Raw genomic sequence first — 17,388 nt, forward strand, 5'->3', positions numbered from 1 at the left:
GCAGTTGGGTTTTGTTCCCTCAATCGATGAAGACGCCGACGCTTGCGGCGCGTCCGGCCGAGTCGATGACGGTCAGTTTCGAGTAGCCGCCGCCATCAGGCAGCCATTGCTGGATGCGCCGGCGGGAGAGATCAGGCAGCGGCTTGCCGTTGGCAAGCCAGCGGAAGGGGGCGCGGCCGCCCTGGAGCTTCAGCATCAGCGGTGACAGGTTGCCTTGCCCAGCGCCGAGATCGACATGCACGCCCTCGGGCGGATAGATGATCTGAGGTGCGGCCTCGCGGCCGGAGGCGAGCAGGCCGCTGGCATTGAGGGCGAAACGCCGCTGGCTGATCGGCAGCTCGGACTGGGCGATGCGCACGGCGCCTGCAGGCGGGCGGGGCAGCGGCGTCGTCGCGATGCCTGACTTGGCGAACCCCTCGAACAGGATCGGCGCGGCGGTGCCATAGCCGGTCAATCCCGGCACGGCGCTATTGTCAGGCCGTCCGACCCAGACGCCGAGCACATAGCGCCCATCATAGCCGACCGACCAGGCGTCGCGATAGCCATAGCTCGTGCCGGTCTTGTAGGCGATGCCGCGCTGCGGCGCGCCGGCGGGCGGAATAACCCCGGAGAGAATATCGGCGACGTTCCAGACCGCGACCGGCTCCAGCAGCGGTTCGCCGTCGAGCTTGGCCGGTGCACCGGTGACGCCGTCGCCGAGCCTGACCGGCTGACCGCGATTGGCGAGCGCCGTATAGAGCTGCACCAGATCCTTCAGGGTGATGCCGACGCCGCCAAGACCGATCGCAAGCCCCGGCGTCTCGTTCGGCGGAAGGACCGGGCGAACCTCGGCGCGGCGAAAGCGGACCATCAGCCGCGACGGCCCGACGGCATCGAGCAGCTTTACGGCCGGCACGTTCAGCGAAAGCTGCAGCGCCTCGCGCACGGTGACGTCGCCCTGATAGCTCATGTCGAAATTGCGCGGCCGATAACCGAAGAAATCGGCGGGCCGGTCTTCGATAATCGTCTCCTGGGACACCAAGCCCTGCTCGAAGGCCAACCCGTAGATGAAGGGCTTCAACGTCGAGCCCGGCGAGCGGTTGACGCGCGTCATGTCGATCCAGCCGGAGCGGCTGGCATCGAAATAATCGGCCGAGCCGACCTCGCCGACGATCGCGCCCGTCTGCGCATCCGCCATCACCATGGCAAGCGAGAGCTTCGGCCCGAGCTTGAATGCCGCTGCCCGCGCAACTGCCTCCAGCCCTTGCTGCACCTGTTTCTTCAGCGTCGTCTGATGCTTGAGAACCGTCGGCTCCTTGCGAAGTGCTGATTCGGCGACATGGGCGGCAAGTGCTGGCAATTGCATGCGGCGCGCAGGAACCGCGACGCCTTCAGCCCGCTCCGCTTCGCCGTCGCCAACGGCTCTAGCGACCGCGACGCGGTCGAGCACGCGCTTGCGCGCGGTCTCGGCGGCCTTGAGGTTGCGGTCCGGCCGGCGCCGTTCCGGCAATTGCGGCAGGGCGACGAGCAACGCTGCCTCGGCGATCGTCAGGCGCCGCGGTTCCTTGCCGAAATAGGCAAGGCTTGCGGCGCGCACGCCTTCCAGATTGCCGCCATAGGGCGCGTGTGTGAGATAGAGGTCGAGAATCTGTTCCTTCGACAGCCGCCGCTCGATCTGCATGGCGCGCACCAATTGCAGGAGTTTTGCCGAAAGCGAGCGCCCTTCGCGCGGCTCGATCAACCGCGCCACCTGCATCGACAGCGTCGAGGCGCCGGAGACGATGCGGCCGTTGCTGATCAGTTGCACGCCAGCGCGTCCGAGCGCCCAGGGGTCGACGCCGCCGTGGTCGTAGAAACGCTGGTCCTCATAGGCGATCAGCATGCGCAGGAATTGCGGGTCGACGTCGGAGACCGCCGTCTTCAGCCGCCAGCGGCCTTCCGACGTCGCGAAGGCACGCAGCAATTGCCCGTCGGCATCCAGCACTTCGGCGGATACGGCATTTGCTCTGTCCAGCGGCGGCGGAAAGGCCTTGTCGGCGGCATCGAGCGCAAAGAGAGCCGCACCGGCAACAACGATGCCGGCAGCCGACCCGATCGCAAACTTGTGCCACCGCCTCATTGTTGCGCCGTCACGACCTCCATCTTGCCGGTTGCCGTGCGGGCCGAAAGCTCCGGCCGGTACATGTCCTCGACGTTTGCGGCCGGATGGTCGTAGGTGCCGGGGGTAACCGCGCGCACGACATAGGCGACGTTGAATTCGCGGTTGTCGCCTGCCGCGCGGTTGAAGGCGGCGACGAAGCGGTCGTAGCGGAATTCGGTATGGGCGGCGGAGATCTCGCCGATCCAGTCGAAATTCGTCATCTGGGCGCTATCGACGAGGTTAGGATTGTCGATCTCGAAGCCGGCCGGCAGAAGGTCGGTGATAACGATGCGCGACGGCCAGTCGTTGGTTTCGCGCACATGGATGACGACGACGTAGCGTTCGTTCTGCTTCGCCTCGCTGACATTCGCCTGCTCGCCGTCCAGCGTGTAATAGGTCCGCTCGATGGTGAAGCCGTCGCCGCCGGCCGGCAGCGGCACCGTCGGGGCGGCAACGGTGGTGACAACCGCCGAAACCGTGTCGTTTGTCTGGTTGGTCAGCGTCAGCGGATGGTCAGCCAAGGCATCGCCGGTCATGCGTGCCATGTAGGCACCGGTGTGCGCGGCGCCATTGACATCGACCTTCAGGCCATCGTCACCGCCCTGGATGGCGCGCGCGGCAAGCAGCATCCAGGCTTCTTCCTGCGTGCTCTTATATCTGCTGCGCTCCCATTCCTTGCCGACCGCCTTGGCAAGTTCCGGGATGACAGGCGGGACCGGCCGGCTTTCGGCGGCGAGCGCCAGGATCGCCGCGCCGTCGCGCAGGATCGTACCGTAGTCGGTACGCGACAGGTTCACGCGTGACACCATCGACTGCTCCGACATCTGCAGCGCGTCGAGGAAAATATTCTTCGAACGTTGCGCATCGCCGTAGAGCGCCAGCGCGGCGGCGATATGCGCCTTGGCGAGCGGCGTCGGGAAGTCGTTGATCATCGTATCGGCATAGTAGCGCAGATCGCTGATCGCGGCCTTCTTGTTGCGGGCAAGCACATAGATCGCATAGGCGATCTGGTCGCCCTGGCCCTTGATGTCGGTGGTGTAGGACAACGTGTTCTGCAGGTTTTCGAGCGCCTGGACGAAAGCTCTTTCCGGCACGTCGTATTTCATTTCACGGGCCCGCGTCAGGAAATCGGTGACGTAGGAATCAAGCCAGACATCGCCCGAATCCGGTCCCCAGAGACCGAAGCTGCCGGCCGAGGCCTGATAGGAGAGCACGCGGTAGATCGCATCCTGCACGCGCTTCTTCACATCGTCGTCGTCTGCCATGCCCGCCTGCTTGGCCACTTCGGCGAGATAGAGCAGCGGCAGCGCCCGGCTAGTGGTCTGCTCGGCGCAGCCGAAGGGATAGCGGTCGAGCGTCATCAGCAGCGCTGGGATATCGAAGGCTGCCGAACGGGTGACGTTGACGCTGATCGAGGCGCCGGGCAGCACGCTGTCGGCCAGCAGGTTCTTGTCGACGGTGAGCTTTGCCCCCGGCTTCAGCGCCAGCACCCTGCGTTCGGTGATCGGCAAGGAGGCCGGGCGCACCGGCACGTCGAGCGTCTGGTCGAGCGAAAGGCCGGAAGCGCCGGAGAGGTTGATCGAGACGTTGCCGGCGCCTGGCTGTTTGCCGATGAGCGAAAGCGTCAACTCGGATTTCGCACCGGCCTCGAGGCGGATCGTCTGCGAGGCGGATGCTTCTTCGATGCCGACTGCGTCATTGCCGGTCAGTTGCAGCTTGTAGTCGCCGGCCGGCGCATCGGTGTTGGCGATGTCGAGGCGCAGATTGGCCTTGTCGCCTGGAGAGAGGAACTTCGGCAGGCTTGCGGTCACCACGACAGGATCGCGGATGATGACATCCTTGACGCCGTGGCCGACGCCTGATTTCGACCAGGCGACTGCCATGACGCGCGCCGTGCCGTTGAACTGCGGAATGTCGAAGGAGACATTGGCCTTGCCTTCGGCGTCGAGCTTCACCGGCCCGGAAAAGAAGGCGACGAGCTTTTGCGTCGGCGGGCTTGCCTGCAGCGCGATGGCGCCGCCATCGCCGCCGGTCCTAAGCTTGCCGGTCGCACCCAGCGAGCCGTCGATCAGGCGGCCATAGAGGTCGCGGATTTCAAGGCCGAGCTGGCGCTGGCCGAAATACCAGTCCTCCGGGTTCGGCGGTTCGTAGCGCGTCAGGTTGAGAATGCCGACATCGACGGCGGCAACCGTCACATAGGCATCCTCGTTGGCGCCGGCGCCCGCCACCTGCAGGCCAATGTTCAGTGGTCCGCGCGGCAGCATCTTTTCGGGCGTGTCGATCGTTACCTGCAGCGCGCGCTGTTCGGGATCGACCTTCAGCCATTTGATGCCGATCGAGCGCATCGGCATATGGCTGTCCTGGGCGTCGCCGGGGCGAAAGAGCGTGGCGGTCACATAGGCGCCGGCACCCCAATCAGCCGTGACGGGGATGTCGACCTCGCCGCCGGTCTCGCCGATGGTGGCGTTCTGGACGGCAACCAGCTTTTCGGTTCCCGCCGTCACCATCAGCTCGCCGCCATAGCGCGAGGTGACTTTCAGCTTGGCGGTATCGCCGATCTTGTAGCTGTCCTTGTCGAGGGCGATTTCCAGCCCGTCGGGCGTTTCGGTCGAGGTCGAACTCACGAACCAGCCGGCGTCGAATTCGACGCTCGAGGTCGGGCCGTCGGCATCGGGGCTTTCCACTTCGAGGCGATAGCGGCCCCAGGTCACCGGCACGGAGATCTTGCCGCCGTCCATCGCCGCGTCGACGCTGCCGTTGGAGACCTGCTCGGCGGTGTAGACAGGCTCGTATTTCCAAGCCGTTCCCTCGCGGTACCACTGGTATTGCCGGTTGAGGCTGTAGAATTTCCAACGCAGGCCCTTTGTCTCCTGCTTCTGTCCATTGGCATCAACGCCGATCACCGTGAAGTTGGCGATCGAATTCTCCGGCAGATCGTCGGAAAATTCCGGCTTGATGCCGATCGACGCGCGCTCGTTCTTCACCGGGATGGTCAAAGAGCGCTCGATGGCGCGGCCGCCCGCCTCCTGCATGCGCATATAGACGGTGGCGTTGAGCAGCTGTGTCGTGGCCGGCAGTTCGCTGATGGTCAGATCCGTCGAGGCTTCGCCGTTCTCGTCGAGTTCCGGCAGGCCGTCGATCGGCAGGCGCGAATCCTCGCTCGCCTCTTCGTCGGCGAGCCCGAAGAGGAAGCCCTTATAGGCCGCACTCTCACGCGTCGGCTTGACGACGACGTCGCCTTCGAGCGTCAGGCCGGCGGCCGGGGCGCCGTAGAGATATTTGCCCGAAACGGTGATCGTCGCCGGCGTGTCCGGACCGACTTCCTTGGCCTCGGTCTTGATCTCCATGTCGGTGCGATCTGGGACGAAATCGTCGACAAGGAAGCTCTTGGTGGCGATCGCGCTGCCCTTGGGATCGGTATAGATATTCATCGTCCAGGTGCCCCGCATGGCGGTTTCCTGGGTGGGGAAATCGACGGTATAGCCGCCGAGATTGCTGGTCTGGCTGACGATCCGCCGGTCTTCGACACCGTCGGGGCGGCTGAAGATGAAGGTGAGCGGCAGGTTCTCGATGGCGTTGCCATCGGTGTCGCGGGCGAGCGCCTGCGCATGCACCGTCTCGCCGGCGCGGTAGATGCCGCGTTCGGTAAACGTCAGCACGTCGATCGCGCCGGGTGCTGCGCGGCCCGTCACGCCGCGGTCGGAAAGGTCGAAGCCGGCGCGTGTCATGTCGAGGAAGACGTAGTCCGAGGTGCCGTTTTTGGCGGTAATGACGGCGGGCGTCAGTGCCGCCGTGCCGCGGATCAGGCCGGCGGTGAAGGTGGCGCGGCCGTTTTCGTCGGTCGTCGCGGTGCCAAGCACTTCATTGTTCTTGGCCAGCAGCTGCAGCTCGACGCCTGATATCGGCTTGGCCGAAGCGAGCGAGCGGGTGAAGACGTTGAGCCCGTCGGTGCCGGCATAGGTGGTGACACCGATATCGGAGACCAGGAACCATTGCGTCGCCTGCGAATCCCACTCCTGCGCCGGGCCGTTTGCCGCCGTTGCGGTCATCACGTAAATCCCGGGCTTGCGCTCGGGCAGCGCCTCGTCGACCGGGAAGCTGGTGACGATGTCCTTGTTGAGTTCGTTGGCGATGTCGATCGAGCCCTGCCAGACGAGCTCGCCGTTCTGGTCCTGGATATTTTGAGCGCTGTAGCCGTCGAGCTGGGACAGGAACTGCGAATTGGCCAGCAGCGGCGCGATGGCACGATCGCCGATGCGGTAAAGTTTGAGGTTGGCCGAGGTCATGTTGACCGATACGATCGGGATGCCGCGGCGCGCCGTCGAGGGCAGCACGAAGCTGTCACCGGTGAAACGCACAATCTGGCTGCGGTCCTTGATGTAGACGTCGACGCTGACAGGTGCTTCCAGCACCTCGTCGACCGATGACGGCAGGCCGGTGCGCAAGGCGATCTTATAGGTCTGGCCATGCGTCAGCCCCTCGACGCAGATCTGCTTGTCCTTGGTTTCGAGTGCCTTTGGTGCTTCGCCGTTCAGCGTCACGAAGGGTGTGTAATCGGTGGTTTTGACCAGCGCCTCGGAGAAAGTGATGCAGGCACGCGGCGTGGCGCTGTCGGCATCGACAGTGTGTTCGGTGACGCGGAAACCCTGCGTCGATTTCAGCTGCAGGTAGGCCGCCTGCACATCCTTGGCGCCGACAAGCGCCAGGCTCGCCTTATAGGCGTCGAGCGCCGGGCGGTAGTTGGCATTCCGCTCCAGCGCAGTGGCGAGCACGGCCAGCGCCTCGGCGCGTTTGGCGGCGGTGCGCGTCAGCTCGTAGCCGTTCAGCGCATCGACCACGGCCTGTCCCGTCGTGTTGCTCTCGGCGCTGCCGAGCGAGGCTGCGGCGCGCGCGGTTTCGAGCCAGAGATCGGCGTCGTCAGGCGTGATCGACAGCGCCCCATGGAAGGACTTCAGCGCGTCGGCCAGGTTGTTGGCGGTGAGGTCGAGGCGGGCATTGGCTGTCAGGCTGTCGACGCCCTGACCCTGCTGGTCGTCGGTAAGGGTCAGATTATCCTTGAAGTCGTGAGCCTGCTGGATGAGATCGTTCGTCAGGAAGGTCAGGCGCGGCGCAGCGCCGATATCCCGCTCCTGTTGGGCGGCCGTTTCGACGATCTTGCCGGCGATGGCGCCGGGGAAGGCGTTCATCGTCTTGAAATCGGATTTCAGGAAGCACCATTTCACCTTGGGATTGTAGGTGAAGGCCTTGCAGCTCTTGTCGCCGATGCAGGAGGTCTTGCATTGATCGAGCGAGACGTTCTGCTCGGTACGAAGATCGAAGCCGAAGAAATCGGCGTCCTTGATCGTCTGGATGTCGCGCTTGGTCTCCGCAGCGACGGCGGGAAAGCTGACGGCGATCATGGAAAATGCGATTGTCGCGAAAGCGAAAAACGAGCGCACGGACATAGGTTCCCCCCGGAAATGCTGGCTCTGACCGGCGGGCACTCTCCCCACTCCTCGCGACATTGTCAACTCAAGTTGAGCGCTGTTTCATGTTCGCACAGGCGCTTTCGTCTGGCTGTCACATCGGCGTGAGTGACCGCCTTGTGATTTGCGCCTTTTGCGAGGATGAGCAAGGATTTGAGCCATCGCAGGAGGTAGCGCCATGTCCATGTCTTCCCACCGTAGGAGCCTTGCCGCGCTCCTTGCCGCCACTCTATTCTCGCTCGGGACCGGTGCCGCAGGCGCGGCCGAAGATGCCGTCGTCGTTCCGCCGCCAGCCGTCGACGAGGCGGCCGGCTCAGGCACCGAGACCGCCATTTTCGCCGGCGGTTGTTTCTGGGGTGTCCAGGGCGTCTTCCAACACGTGAAGGGTGTCGAGAGCGCCGTCTCCGGTTATGCCGGCGGCGACGCAATAACGGCGCAGTACGAAACCGTCAGCACCGGCTCGACGGGCCATGCCGAAGCCGTCCAGGTGAAGTTCGATCCGAAACAGGTGACCTACGGCAAGTTGCTGCAGATCTTCTTCTCGGTGGCGCACAACCCGACGCAGCTGAATTTTCAGGGTCCGGACCGGGGAACGCAGTACCGTTCGGCGCTGTTCGTTGCCGATCCCGAGCAGCGCAAGGTCGCCGAGAGCTATATCAGCCAGCTGGACAAGGCGCATGTCTTCCCCCAGCCGATCGTGACCAAGGTGTCCGAACCGACAGGCTTCTATCCGGCCGAAGCCTATCATCAGGATTTCCTGACGCTCAATCCGACCTATCCCTATATCGTCTACAACGACCTACCGAAGATCGAAAACCTGAAATCGCTGTTTCCCGCCGACTACCGCGGCAAACCGGTCCTGGTGATGAAGGTCAAGGGCTGATCGGTCCGGGCTATGGGCTTTGAACGCAGGGATGCAGTGAGTTCGTCACAACCTTCAGGGCATAATGTCTATGGGGGTGTGGTTGGGGACACGAGCCCAAATCTCACGCATCTCGGCGTTGGTGACCGCAATACATCCATCCGTCCAATCCCACAGTTGATGGGCATTTCCGAATAGGCCCCAGCCATTGGGAAGTCCGTGGATCATGATATTGCCGCCGGGAGGAAAGCCACCGGCTTCAGCGTTGCGCCGATCATCAGGGTCTGGATATGAAATGTGCAGGCTCAGATGCGCCATCGACTTCGGATTGCGCCAGTCTATCTCATAACGCCCTTCAGGCGTTTTCTCGTCACCTTCTCGTTGCTTGGGACCCTCATCGGCCGCCTGCCCAAGAGAAATCCGGTATGTTGAGATGGGGGTATCTCCTTTGAGAAGGACCATGCGACGTTCGGTTTTATAAACGCGAATGCGGTCAGCCTGTTGCTCCAACGGCGCATCTGGAGGTGGTGAGCCGGCGCCGATCCTGGCCATCAATTTCGTGTAAGCGAACAAGCTGACGACCACGGCGGCTAAAATGACAAATTTGTTTCTCAACCTGGTCCTCGTCTTCAAGCTCACCGAATGGCTAATACTGCCTTATCGCGTCCCCATTCAGAAGGTGCGCGGTTGAAACTGAGCACGATTGGGCGCCACCTTTTTTCTTAAGCTTCTTTATTCTTAAGAATTTGTCAACGTTAACAATATCTTAAATACAAGAAACGGCGTTTCACCGCGGAACATATCGCCAAGTTGCCCGTTACCGCCGTGAGTTTCGCGTCGGGGTAGGCTGCCGGAGCGGATCCCTCTTTCGGAGTAAGGCGTAACCAAGGGGACGTATCATGGCCACCAATGTCGTGCGGCGCTGGCAACGAGATGATCTGATGAAACAGAGAGTATTGATCGTCGAAGATGAATTCCTGATCGCCCTCGATCTCGAGGCGACGGTGGAAGGTATGGGCATGCAGGTGGCGGGCCTTGCCAATGATTGCGAACAGGCGCTGCGGCTGGCGCCGCTTGCCGATATCGCTTTGGTCGACGTCAATCTCGCTGACGGCCCGACCGGGCCCGAAATCGGCCGGCGGCTGGCGCAGGAGCATGGCATTGCCGTCGTCTTCATGACCGGCAATCCCGAAGTGGTTGCTGACGGCGTCAAGGGCGCGGTCGGCGTGGTCCAGAAGCCGGTCCTGCCTTCGGTTGTCGAACAGCTGGTGAAATATCTTGCCGCGCGCCGCGTCGGCATGTTCGCGGTCGTGCCCTCACAAATGACGGTCTTTGCCTGATCGCATGGGCTTGATCGGGTGGGAATGATGGGCCTGATCGGTAGGACCCGATCGTACAAGGGCCTGATCAGCCGGATATGGCTGCGAGCTGCGGCGGTTGGCCGGCCTTTTCCGCCTCCGGCTTGCTATAGGCTTTGAGAAAGGTATGGACGGCGTTGCGCGCCGCCTTTTCCAGTTCTTCGTCGGTGGGTGTGCCGCCGAGAAGGATCATCATCTGCAGATCGGCATTGCCGAGCGCCACGAACTGCCGCGCGGCGACGTCGAAATCGTCGATGGCGAGCGTCCCCTTATGGGCAAGCCGCCCGAAAAGTGCTGACAGTGCGGTGGTCAGCTTGCCCGGCCCCTGCTGGCGCCAGCTTTCGAAGAGGTGCGGATATCGCTCGCCTTCGGTCTGCACCAGCTTGCGCAAGAATTTACCGTCGTGGTTGCAGATGCAGTTCTTGTTGAGGCGCACGGCGAAGGCCGTCAGCTCGTCTTCGAGATTGTCGGCGCGCTCAGGAAAGGTCGACAGCACCGAGAAGAGCATGGCGTTGGCGCGGTTCATGACGTCTTCGACGACGGCGACGAACAGCGTTTCCTTCTCGCGATAGTGATTGTAGATCGTCTGGCGGGATACGCAGGCGACGGCGGCGATCTCGTCGATGCTCGCGCCGGCAAAACCCTGGCGGCAGAATACGTCTGCCGCGGCATCGAGGATCGACATGCGCTTGGCGCATTGTCCGCGCTGCGTATGCCCCGTCATTCGGACTGCCGGTGTCATGCGTTCTTTCATGAGAGCGAAGATAAGACGTCTTGACGTTTTAGACAATGGCGTCTAATTTTACATCTGTGTCCAAATTTATTGACACTCCTGGTTCCGCCGCTGAGATATGAGCTCCCAACTTCGTCTTCGCGCGAACGATCATCATTGAACCCGCGCATCGGCCCGAAAATCGGAACCGATTTTAGGAAAGCACGATGCGTAGACTTAAAGTGTCAGAGCGTCCTTGTGCGTCCGAGAGGACGCACGCCGCTTTAAGAGCCAATGCCGCGGAGCGACGATCCGGTATCTCCGCTGCGCTTTTATGAAAGATCACCATTATGACGGCTCCCTTCTTTCGCATTGCCCTCATTCTCGGCCTTCTGTCGGCCATCGGGCCTTTTGCCATCGATATGTATCTGCCTGCGCTGCCGTCCATCGGCCAGGACCTGCATGCCGATAACAACGTCACCCAGCTCACTCTTCTCGCCTTCTTCATCTCCTTTGCGCTCGCCCAGTTGGTCTATGGTCCGCTGTCGGACATGTGGGGCCGCAAGCTACCGCTCTATCTCGGCATCGGCCTCTTTTCCGTCGCCTCGATCGGCTGCGCGCTGGCGACCGATATCGAAACGCTGATCGCATTCCGTTTCGTTCAGGGTATCGGCGGTGCCGCCGGCATGGTCATTCCGCGCGCCATCGTGCGCGACATGCATACCGGCGTCCAGGCCGCCCGCCTGATGTCGCTGCTGATGCTGGTCTTTTCGATTTCGCCGATCCTGGCGCCGCTGACCGGTAGCGCCGTCATCGAGTTTTACGGCTGGCGCGGCGTATTCTGGGCCGTGACCATCGCCGCCTTCATCGGCCTCGTCCTGCTCGCCACCCAGCTTGATGAAACCCGTTCGGCGACCGAACGCAGCGGCAGCGGGCTGAAGAGCGCTATGGCTGCCTACCGCCTGCTGCTTGGCGACCGCAACTTCCTGACGCTGACCTTCATCGGCGGCCTCGGCATTTCGAGCTTCCTGGTCTATCTCGCCAACTCGCCCTTCGTGCTGATCCAGCATTACGGGTTGACGCCGACGCAATACAGTTTCGCCTTCTCAATCAATGCCGTGTCCTTCTTCGCGGTATCGCAGGCGACGGGCTGGCTCGGCGAGCGTTTTGGCCTCGTCCGCGTCATGCGCATTGCGGTCAGCGTTTTTGCCCTTGCCATGGTCGTCATGGCGGTGGTGATGGCTGCCGGCTTCAACCAGTTGCCTGTCCTGGCGACCTTCCTGTTCATCGGCTACGGCTTCCTCGGCCTCGTCATCCCGACGAGCGCGGTGCTCGCCCTTGAGGATCACGGCGAGATCGCCGGCACCGCCTCGTCGCTGATGGGCACGCTGCATTTCGTGATCGCCGCCGTCGCCATGGTCATATCGAGCGTCTTCTTCGACGGCACAGCCGTTCCGATGGCCGCCGGGATCGCGCTCTGCGCCTTCGCAGCCTTCGTGCTGACCCAGGCAACGATCGGCCGCCGCACCGCCGTCGCCCCAGCTGAATGATCTGAAGCCAGGCCGCACCCGGTGTCCGGGTGCGGCCATATGATCCGGTCGCGGCCCCCGAGAAAATGCAACGCGCAATTGATTATCGGCTGGCCGCTCTATCTACGCCGTGACGAAGCATGGTCATACCGGAGGATACTTATGGTCGACGAGAAGCGGCTGATCTCGAAAATCACCTGGAAGCTGATGCCGTTTCTCGGCATTCTCTATCTCATCGCCTATATCGATCGGCAGAACGTCAGTTTCGCCAAGCTGCAGATGGTCGATGCTCTCGGAATGAGTGAATATGCCTATGGTCTCGGCGCCTCGCTGTTCTTCATCGGCTACTTTCTCTTCGAGGTGCCGAGCAACCTCTTCCTCGACAAGCTCGGCGCCCGTGTCTGGTTCGCGCGCATTCTGGTCTCGTGGGGCATCGTCACTATCGCGCTCGCCTTCACGCAGAACGCGACGATGTTCTATATCCTGCGCTTTCTGCTCGGTGTCTGCGAAGCCGGCTTCTTTCCGGGCGTCCTCTATCTGCTGACGCTGTGGTTTCCCTCGACCTATCGCGGCAGGATGGTCGGGCTGTTCATGATCTTCAGTGCCATCGCCAATGCCGTCGGTGCGCCGCTCGGCGGCGTGCTGCTCGATCTCGACGGTCTCTACGGCTTTGCCGGCTGGGAGTGGGTCTTCCTCGCCACGGGCGTTCCGGCTGTGATTGCCGGCATCGTCACCTTCTTCTATCTTCCCGGCCGGCCTGAAAACGCAAGCTTCATGAGCGGCGAGGAGAAGGATTGGCTCGAACGAAGGCTCACTTCCGAAAATGCCGGCATGGGCGAGCACGCCGGAAACGGTTTCAAGGCGCTCATCGACCCGCGTGTCCTGCTGATGGCGCTCTGCTATATCGCCTTTCCGCTTTCGGCCTATGGCCTCAGCTATTGGCTGCCGACCATCGTCAAGGCTTTCGGCGTCAGCAACACGGTGAACGGCTTCCTCAACATCATTCCCTGGGTGCTGGTCGCGATCGCGCTCTATGTCGTTCCCACCATGGCCGACAAGGCGCAATCGAAGACGCCCTATATCGTCATTCCGGCTTTCATCGGCGCCGCCTGCCTGCTGCTTTCGGCGCTGATCCCGAACCACACTTTGCAATTCGCCTTCCTCTGCGTTGCCGCAGCCGGGATCTTCGCGCCCCAGCCGGTGTTCTGGAGCCTGCCTTCACGCTTCCTCAAGGGCGCGGGGGCTGCGGCGGGCCTTGCCGCCATCAATTCGGTCGGAAATCTTGGCGGTTTCGTCGCCCAGAACGTCGTGCCCTGGATCAAGGAAGCAAGCGGCAGCACGATCGCGCCGATGTTCTTCCTGGCCGCCTGCCTGGCTGTCGGAGCCCTCTTGGTCTTCGTCGTCACGCGTCAGCTGTCGCACAGGGAGCATTCGGCAGCTGCGAGCGGGGTTTGAGGCCGCTTCAGGCCGTCAGCATGAAAGCGTCGCTTTCGCCTGGAACGAGTTCCAGCGGCCAGATCCTGTTGCGGGCGCCCTGCGGATAATGATCGGCATAGGCCGGCATGGTGGCGAGCAGGGTTTCGCCGAGCTGCGCGCCAAGATCGCGCAGCGACATGCGAAAGGATGTCAGCGTCGGCTGCAGGAAAAGCGTGCGCGGCTCCTCGCGGAAACCGACCACGGCGAGGTCACGGCCGGGCACGACGCCGGCCTCGGCAAGCCGGCGGTAAAGCCCGATCGCCATCAGTTCGTGGATCAGGATGATCGCGGTTGGCCGCTCTCCGATCATCAGCAATTCATGGCCGGCCTGATAACCGCCCTGTTCGCTCGACTTGACCCGGATGACGAGGGCCGGGTCGAAGGGGATGCCGTGCCGTTGCAGTGCCTGGCGGTAGGCGTCGAGGAAGAGGTAGCCGAGATTGATGTCGGAGGAGGGGACAGCCACGGCGATCCGCCGGTGCCCCTTGGCGACCAGCCGGTCGACACCGCGCGTCGCCACGCCCTCGAAATCGAGATCCATCCAGGTGTAGCTGCCGCCCGACGCGCTGCGGCCAAGCGCCACGAAGGGGATGCGGGCCTTTTCCAGAAGCTCGATGCGCCGGTCGGTGCGTCGTGTCGCAGAGATGATTAGCGCGTCGACAAGCCGGCGCGCCACCATGCGCTTCAGATATTCATGCGGGTCCTCGTCATCGGGGCAGGGCAGCATGACGAGATCGAGCTTGTGGCGGGAAAACACCCTCTGCAGGCCGTCAGTGACGCCAAGGAAGAAGTCGTCGCTGTTTTCGACGGTCTCGCGGCTCACTTCGAGCATCAGCCCGATGACGTTGGTCGTGCCCTGGCGAAGGCTGCGGCCCGATTGGTTGGCGACGTAACCGAGTTCCTCGGCGGCGGCGAGCACGCGCCGGCGCGTTTCGTCGTTGACGTCGGGCTTGCCGTTCAACGCACGGGACACCGTTCCGATCGAAATGTCGAGATGCTCGGCGAGCTGGCGGATACCCTTCATCTGCGTCGATCTTCCTCCCGGGTCACGCGTCAACCCTTCTTGCCACAGGATGGCGCCTGCGAAAAGCCGTGGGAGGGTCAAGGTCTGAAGCTCTGGCGGATCACGAGCTGCGGAAATGACGCGTTCGCAACCCGGGGGCAAGCCCGGGTTTTCAAGCCGCCGCTCCATCAGCTCGAAGGCGCGCTGCGCCAGGGTCAGCGGATCCTGGCGGAAGGTGGGCAGCTGATAGCTCACCCAGGAGGATTCCGGCACGTCGTCGAAGCGGATCAGGATGACAACAGACCGCATGCCGGCCGTAATTTTTTGCAGAAAAAAGCCGAGGCTGCGGCAGGCAACCTCGGCCGAGAGATCGGATCAACGTTCCCGTGTTTACTCGCAGACCCGCACGGTTTCGGCGTGATAGCCGCCGTCATAGCGATTGCGGACGTCGCGGTCCTCATACCAGCATCTCGGCTGGGGTTCGACATAGCGGGGGCTCTCCACATAACGAGGGCCTTCGTCAACGTAGCGAGGGCCGCCATTGGCGATTGCGCCGCCGATCAGGCCGCCGACGACGCCCGCGGCAACGCCGCCGGCGATGATTCGGCCAGTATTGTCGTGATGGCGGTGATCGCGTGCGGCAGCAGGCTGAATAGCCGATCCAACAAGGGCCGTCGCGATCAACAGGCTGCTAATAACTCGTTTCATAACATTCTCCTCAGTGGCACTCGCCCCAGATAAGAGAGAAATGCGGCAGCAACGCGTTGGTTCATTCAAACTTTACGACAGGCATTAATGCACGCCCTAAACGAGAGCGCCGTGCGTCGTTACGGCAGCACAAACGACGCTCTAACACTTTCAATCCTCGCATCGCGCTTTCCGAAAATCGGCTCCGATCGTCGGAAACCACGATGCGCTAGGTCGCCGATTCCGCTGCCGTCGTCTCTTCCAGCACGTCTTCGGGAATGTCGTCGAAGGAGGAGTAGTTCAGATTGTAGAGCTTGGAATAGAGTTTGCCGTTCTTCATCAGCTGGCGGTGGTTGCCGCTTTCGATGACTTCGCCGTTCTGCAGCACGATGATGCGGTCCGCCTCGCGGATCGTCGCAAGCCGATGGGCGATGACGAGGCCGGTGCGGTTTTCGAGCAGCTTCACCAGCGCCTTCTGGATCAGCATCTCGGTATAGCTGTCGATATTGGCCGTCGCCTCGTCGAGCACGAGGATCTTTGCGTCCGCCACCAATGCGCGGGCAAAGCTCAAAAGCTGGCGCTGGCCGAGCGAAAGGTTGCCGCCGCGCTCGCCGAGAACGCTGTCGTAACCGTCGGGCAGGCGCATCACGAAGTCATGCGCGCCGACGGCCTTTGCCGCCTCGATCACCTGCTCGCGCGTCGCCTCCAGCTTGTGGTAGCGGATGTTTTCGAAAACGGTGCCGGTGAAGAGGAAGGGTTCCTGCAGCACCATGGCGATCTGCGCTCCGAGCGAATCCTGCGTCAGATGACGCACATCGTCGCCGCCGACCAGCACCTGGCCCTGCTGCACGTCGTAAAAGCGATGGATCAGCGACATGCAGCTCGACTTGCCGGACCCTGTCGGGCCGACCAGTGCCACCGTCTCGCCGGGATTGACCTTGAAGCTGACATGCTTCAGCACCGGATGTTTCGGATTGTAGCCGAAGACGACGTCCTTGAATTCCACCGAGCCGTCCATGTCGCGCGACAAGGCCTTGGCATCGGGCGCGTCCTTGATGTCGACAGGCACGTCGAGCACTTCGGTCAGCCGCTGGCCAGACGCCATGGCGCGCTGCATCACCGAATATTGCAGGGTCAGCGAACGGATCGGGTCGAAGAAGCGCTGGATGTAGAACAGGAAGGCGACGAGCACGCCGACATCGAGCGCCTGATTGAGGACGCGGGCGCCGCCGACGACGATGACGAGCGCCATCGCCACGCCGGTCAGGCTGTCGACGATCGGCACCATCACCTGCGCATAGCGCGCCGCCGTCAGATGCGTCTGCAAGTTGGCATGCGCCTTGTCGTCGTAAAGCGTGAAGTTGACGCCCTGCCTGTCCATGCTTTGGACCGCACGCACACCGTGGATCGCTTCGGCGAGGGCGCCGGCGGCAATCGAATTGGTCTCGTGCGCGGCCATGAAGGATTTGCGCGCCAGCGGCAGCCAGAACAGCCGGACGATGAACAGTACCGGCAGCACCGAGAGCGTCAGCAGTCCCAATTTGAAATCGAGATAGAGCATGACGAAGACGATGCCGAAGAGCAGCACGATGTCGCCGACTGACAGCACCGAGGTTTCGAGGAATTCCTGCATCGAGTTGACGTCGCCCTGCAGCCGCGACATCAGCCGTCCGACTTCGGTCTTGTCCATGAAGGAGAGCGAGACGTGCTGAAGGTGCGAAAACATCGCCTTGCGGATATCGAAGAGCACGTCCTCCGCCACGCCGCCGACCAGCGTCTCCTGCGCGTAGCTCGCTGCATAATTGATTGATATGGCGATGGAAAAAGCGACGATCGACCAGGCCAGCGCCGAATGGTTGCCGCCCGGGGACATGCCGTGGTCGATGGCATAACGAATGATCAGCGGGATGGTGAGCTGCATCATCGTGAAGGTCAAAACGGCAACGACCGACCACACGACCTGGCGGCGATAGGGGTGAACGAAACCCCAGATGCGTTTGACGATATTGCCGTCGAAGGCCTTGCCGAACATCTCCTCCTCGACGCGATGCGAACCGACCACCGCCCGCGGCGGGCGGCGTCCATCCTCGCGAACGTCGGGACGCTCGGTTTCCAGTTCCTCGGCCATGCCATTCCTCCCGCGGCCATCACGTCCGGTGGCCTGCATAGTCATTGCT

The 17,388-nt window shown here is 62.5% G+C and carries 11 protein-coding genes; 4 read left to right on the forward strand and 7 right to left on the reverse strand.

From position 1 onward, the window contains the following. Positions 1 to 19 precede the first annotated feature (19 nt). Positions 20 to 2,098 carry a penicillin-binding protein 1C gene (gene pbpC, locus ACM5SV_RS05560; protein WP_222017045.1) on the reverse strand — a complete coding sequence of 693 codons (2,079 nt, stop codon included), beginning with the start codon at positions 2,096 to 2,098 and terminating at the stop codon, positions 20 to 22. Continuing rightward, on the reverse strand, positions 2,095 to 7,563 hold the full coding sequence (locus ACM5SV_RS05565; RefSeq protein ID WP_419425113.1) for an MG2 domain-containing protein: 5,469 nt from the start codon (positions 7,561 to 7,563) through the stop codon (positions 2,095 to 2,097). Before ACM5SV_RS05565 ends, pbpC begins: the two co-directional genes overlap by 4 nt. 199 nt (positions 7,564 to 7,762) lie before the next feature. On the opposite strand from ACM5SV_RS05565, the gene msrA reads away from it, so the two are divergent. Further along, complete coding sequence (msrA, locus tag ACM5SV_RS05570) at positions 7,763 to 8,467, forward strand: peptide-methionine (S)-S-oxide reductase MsrA (RefSeq protein ID WP_017996839.1); 705 nt, start codon at positions 7,763 to 7,765, stop codon at positions 8,465 to 8,467. 54 nt (positions 8,468 to 8,521) lie between these two features. On the opposite strand, the gene ACM5SV_RS05575 is transcribed toward msrA, so the two are convergent. Then, positions 8,522 to 9,061, reverse strand: coding sequence for a L,D-transpeptidase family protein (locus ACM5SV_RS05575; RefSeq protein WP_012763567.1), 540 nt, complete (start codon positions 9,059 to 9,061; stop codon positions 8,522 to 8,524). A gap of 284 nt (positions 9,062 to 9,345) precedes the next feature. On the opposite strand from ACM5SV_RS05575, the gene ACM5SV_RS05580 reads away from it, so the two are divergent. Continuing rightward, entirely contained in the window at positions 9,346 to 9,786 is a 441-nt protein-coding gene (locus ACM5SV_RS05580; RefSeq protein ID WP_012763566.1) for a response regulator, read from the forward strand. A gap of 67 nt (positions 9,787 to 9,853) precedes the next feature. Here the strand turns inward: ACM5SV_RS05580 and ACM5SV_RS05585 are convergent, their stop codons facing one another. Then, complete coding sequence (locus tag ACM5SV_RS05585) at positions 9,854 to 10,594, reverse strand: TetR/AcrR family transcriptional regulator (RefSeq protein ID WP_017996838.1); 741 nt, start codon at positions 10,592 to 10,594, stop codon at positions 9,854 to 9,856. Positions 10,595 to 10,866: 272 nt separating this feature from the next. Between ACM5SV_RS05585 and ACM5SV_RS05590 the strand changes: the two genes are divergently transcribed. Both ACM5SV_RS05590 and ACM5SV_RS05595 read left to right on the forward strand, forming a co-directional pair. Next, positions 10,867 to 12,066: a multidrug effflux MFS transporter gene (locus ACM5SV_RS05590; protein ID WP_128439099.1), complete on the forward strand. Its 1,200-nt coding sequence runs from the start codon at positions 10,867 to 10,869 to the stop codon at positions 12,064 to 12,066. A gap of 141 nt (positions 12,067 to 12,207) precedes the next feature. Further along, a complete protein-coding gene (locus ACM5SV_RS05595) occupies positions 12,208 to 13,500 on the forward strand; it encodes an MFS transporter (RefSeq protein WP_222017040.1) in 1,293 nt (430 codons plus the stop codon). A 7-nt stretch (positions 13,501 to 13,507) separates the two neighbouring features. On the opposite strand, the gene ACM5SV_RS05600 is transcribed toward ACM5SV_RS05595, so the two are convergent. The 3 genes from ACM5SV_RS05600 to ACM5SV_RS05610 all read right to left on the reverse strand — a co-directional run bounded on the left by ACM5SV_RS05600 (position 13,508) and on the right by ACM5SV_RS05610 (position 17,339). Continuing rightward, the gene (locus tag ACM5SV_RS05600) at positions 13,508 to 14,545 is read right to left on the reverse strand and encodes a LacI family DNA-binding transcriptional regulator (protein WP_003553479.1); all 1,038 of its coding nucleotides are present in this window, start codon (positions 14,543 to 14,545) and stop codon (positions 13,508 to 13,510) included. A 369-nt stretch (positions 14,546 to 14,914) separates the two neighbouring features. Further along, the gene (locus ACM5SV_RS05605; protein ID WP_003553482.1) at positions 14,915 to 15,232 is read right to left on the reverse strand and encodes a hypothetical protein; all 318 of its coding nucleotides are present in this window, start codon (positions 15,230 to 15,232) and stop codon (positions 14,915 to 14,917) included. Positions 15,233 to 15,440: 208 nt separating this feature from the next. Further along, positions 15,441 to 17,339, reverse strand: coding sequence for an ABC transporter ATP-binding protein (locus tag ACM5SV_RS05610; RefSeq protein ID WP_128407040.1), 1,899 nt, complete (start codon positions 17,337 to 17,339; stop codon positions 15,441 to 15,443). Between the last annotated feature and the right edge of the window lie 49 nt (positions 17,340 to 17,388).

This window comes from Rhizobium sp. CRRU65 (assembly GCF_048551595.1).
Classification (GTDB): domain Bacteria; phylum Pseudomonadota; class Alphaproteobacteria; order Rhizobiales; family Rhizobiaceae; genus Rhizobium; species Rhizobium leguminosarum_J.

Coding starts and splice junctions, on each gene's coding strand:
- pbpC (WP_222017045.1), bottom strand. CDS start 2,098: ATGAGGCGGTGGCACAAGTTTGCGATCGGGTCGGCTGCCGGCATCGTT.
- ACM5SV_RS05565 (WP_419425113.1), bottom strand. CDS start 7,563: ATGTCCGTGCGCTCGTTTTTCGCTTTCGCGACAATCGCATTTTCCATG.
- msrA (WP_017996839.1), top strand. CDS start 7,763: ATGTCCATGTCTTCCCACCGTAGGAGCCTTGCCGCGCTCCTTGCCGCC.
- ACM5SV_RS05580 (WP_012763566.1), top strand. CDS start 9,346: ATGGCCACCAATGTCGTGCGGCGCTGGCAACGAGATGATCTGATGAAA.
- ACM5SV_RS05590 (WP_128439099.1), top strand. CDS start 10,867: ATGACGGCTCCCTTCTTTCGCATTGCCCTCATTCTCGGCCTTCTGTCG.
- ACM5SV_RS05595 (WP_222017040.1), top strand. CDS start 12,208: ATGGTCGACGAGAAGCGGCTGATCTCGAAAATCACCTGGAAGCTGATG.
- ACM5SV_RS05600 (WP_003553479.1), bottom strand. CDS start 14,545: ATGAAGGGTATCCGCCAGCTCGCCGAGCATCTCGACATTTCGATCGGA.
- ACM5SV_RS05605 (WP_003553482.1), bottom strand. CDS start 15,232: ATGAAACGAGTTATTAGCAGCCTGTTGATCGCGACGGCCCTTGTTGGA.
- ACM5SV_RS05610 (WP_128407040.1), bottom strand. CDS start 17,339: ATGGCCGAGGAACTGGAAACCGAGCGTCCCGACGTTCGCGAGGATGGA.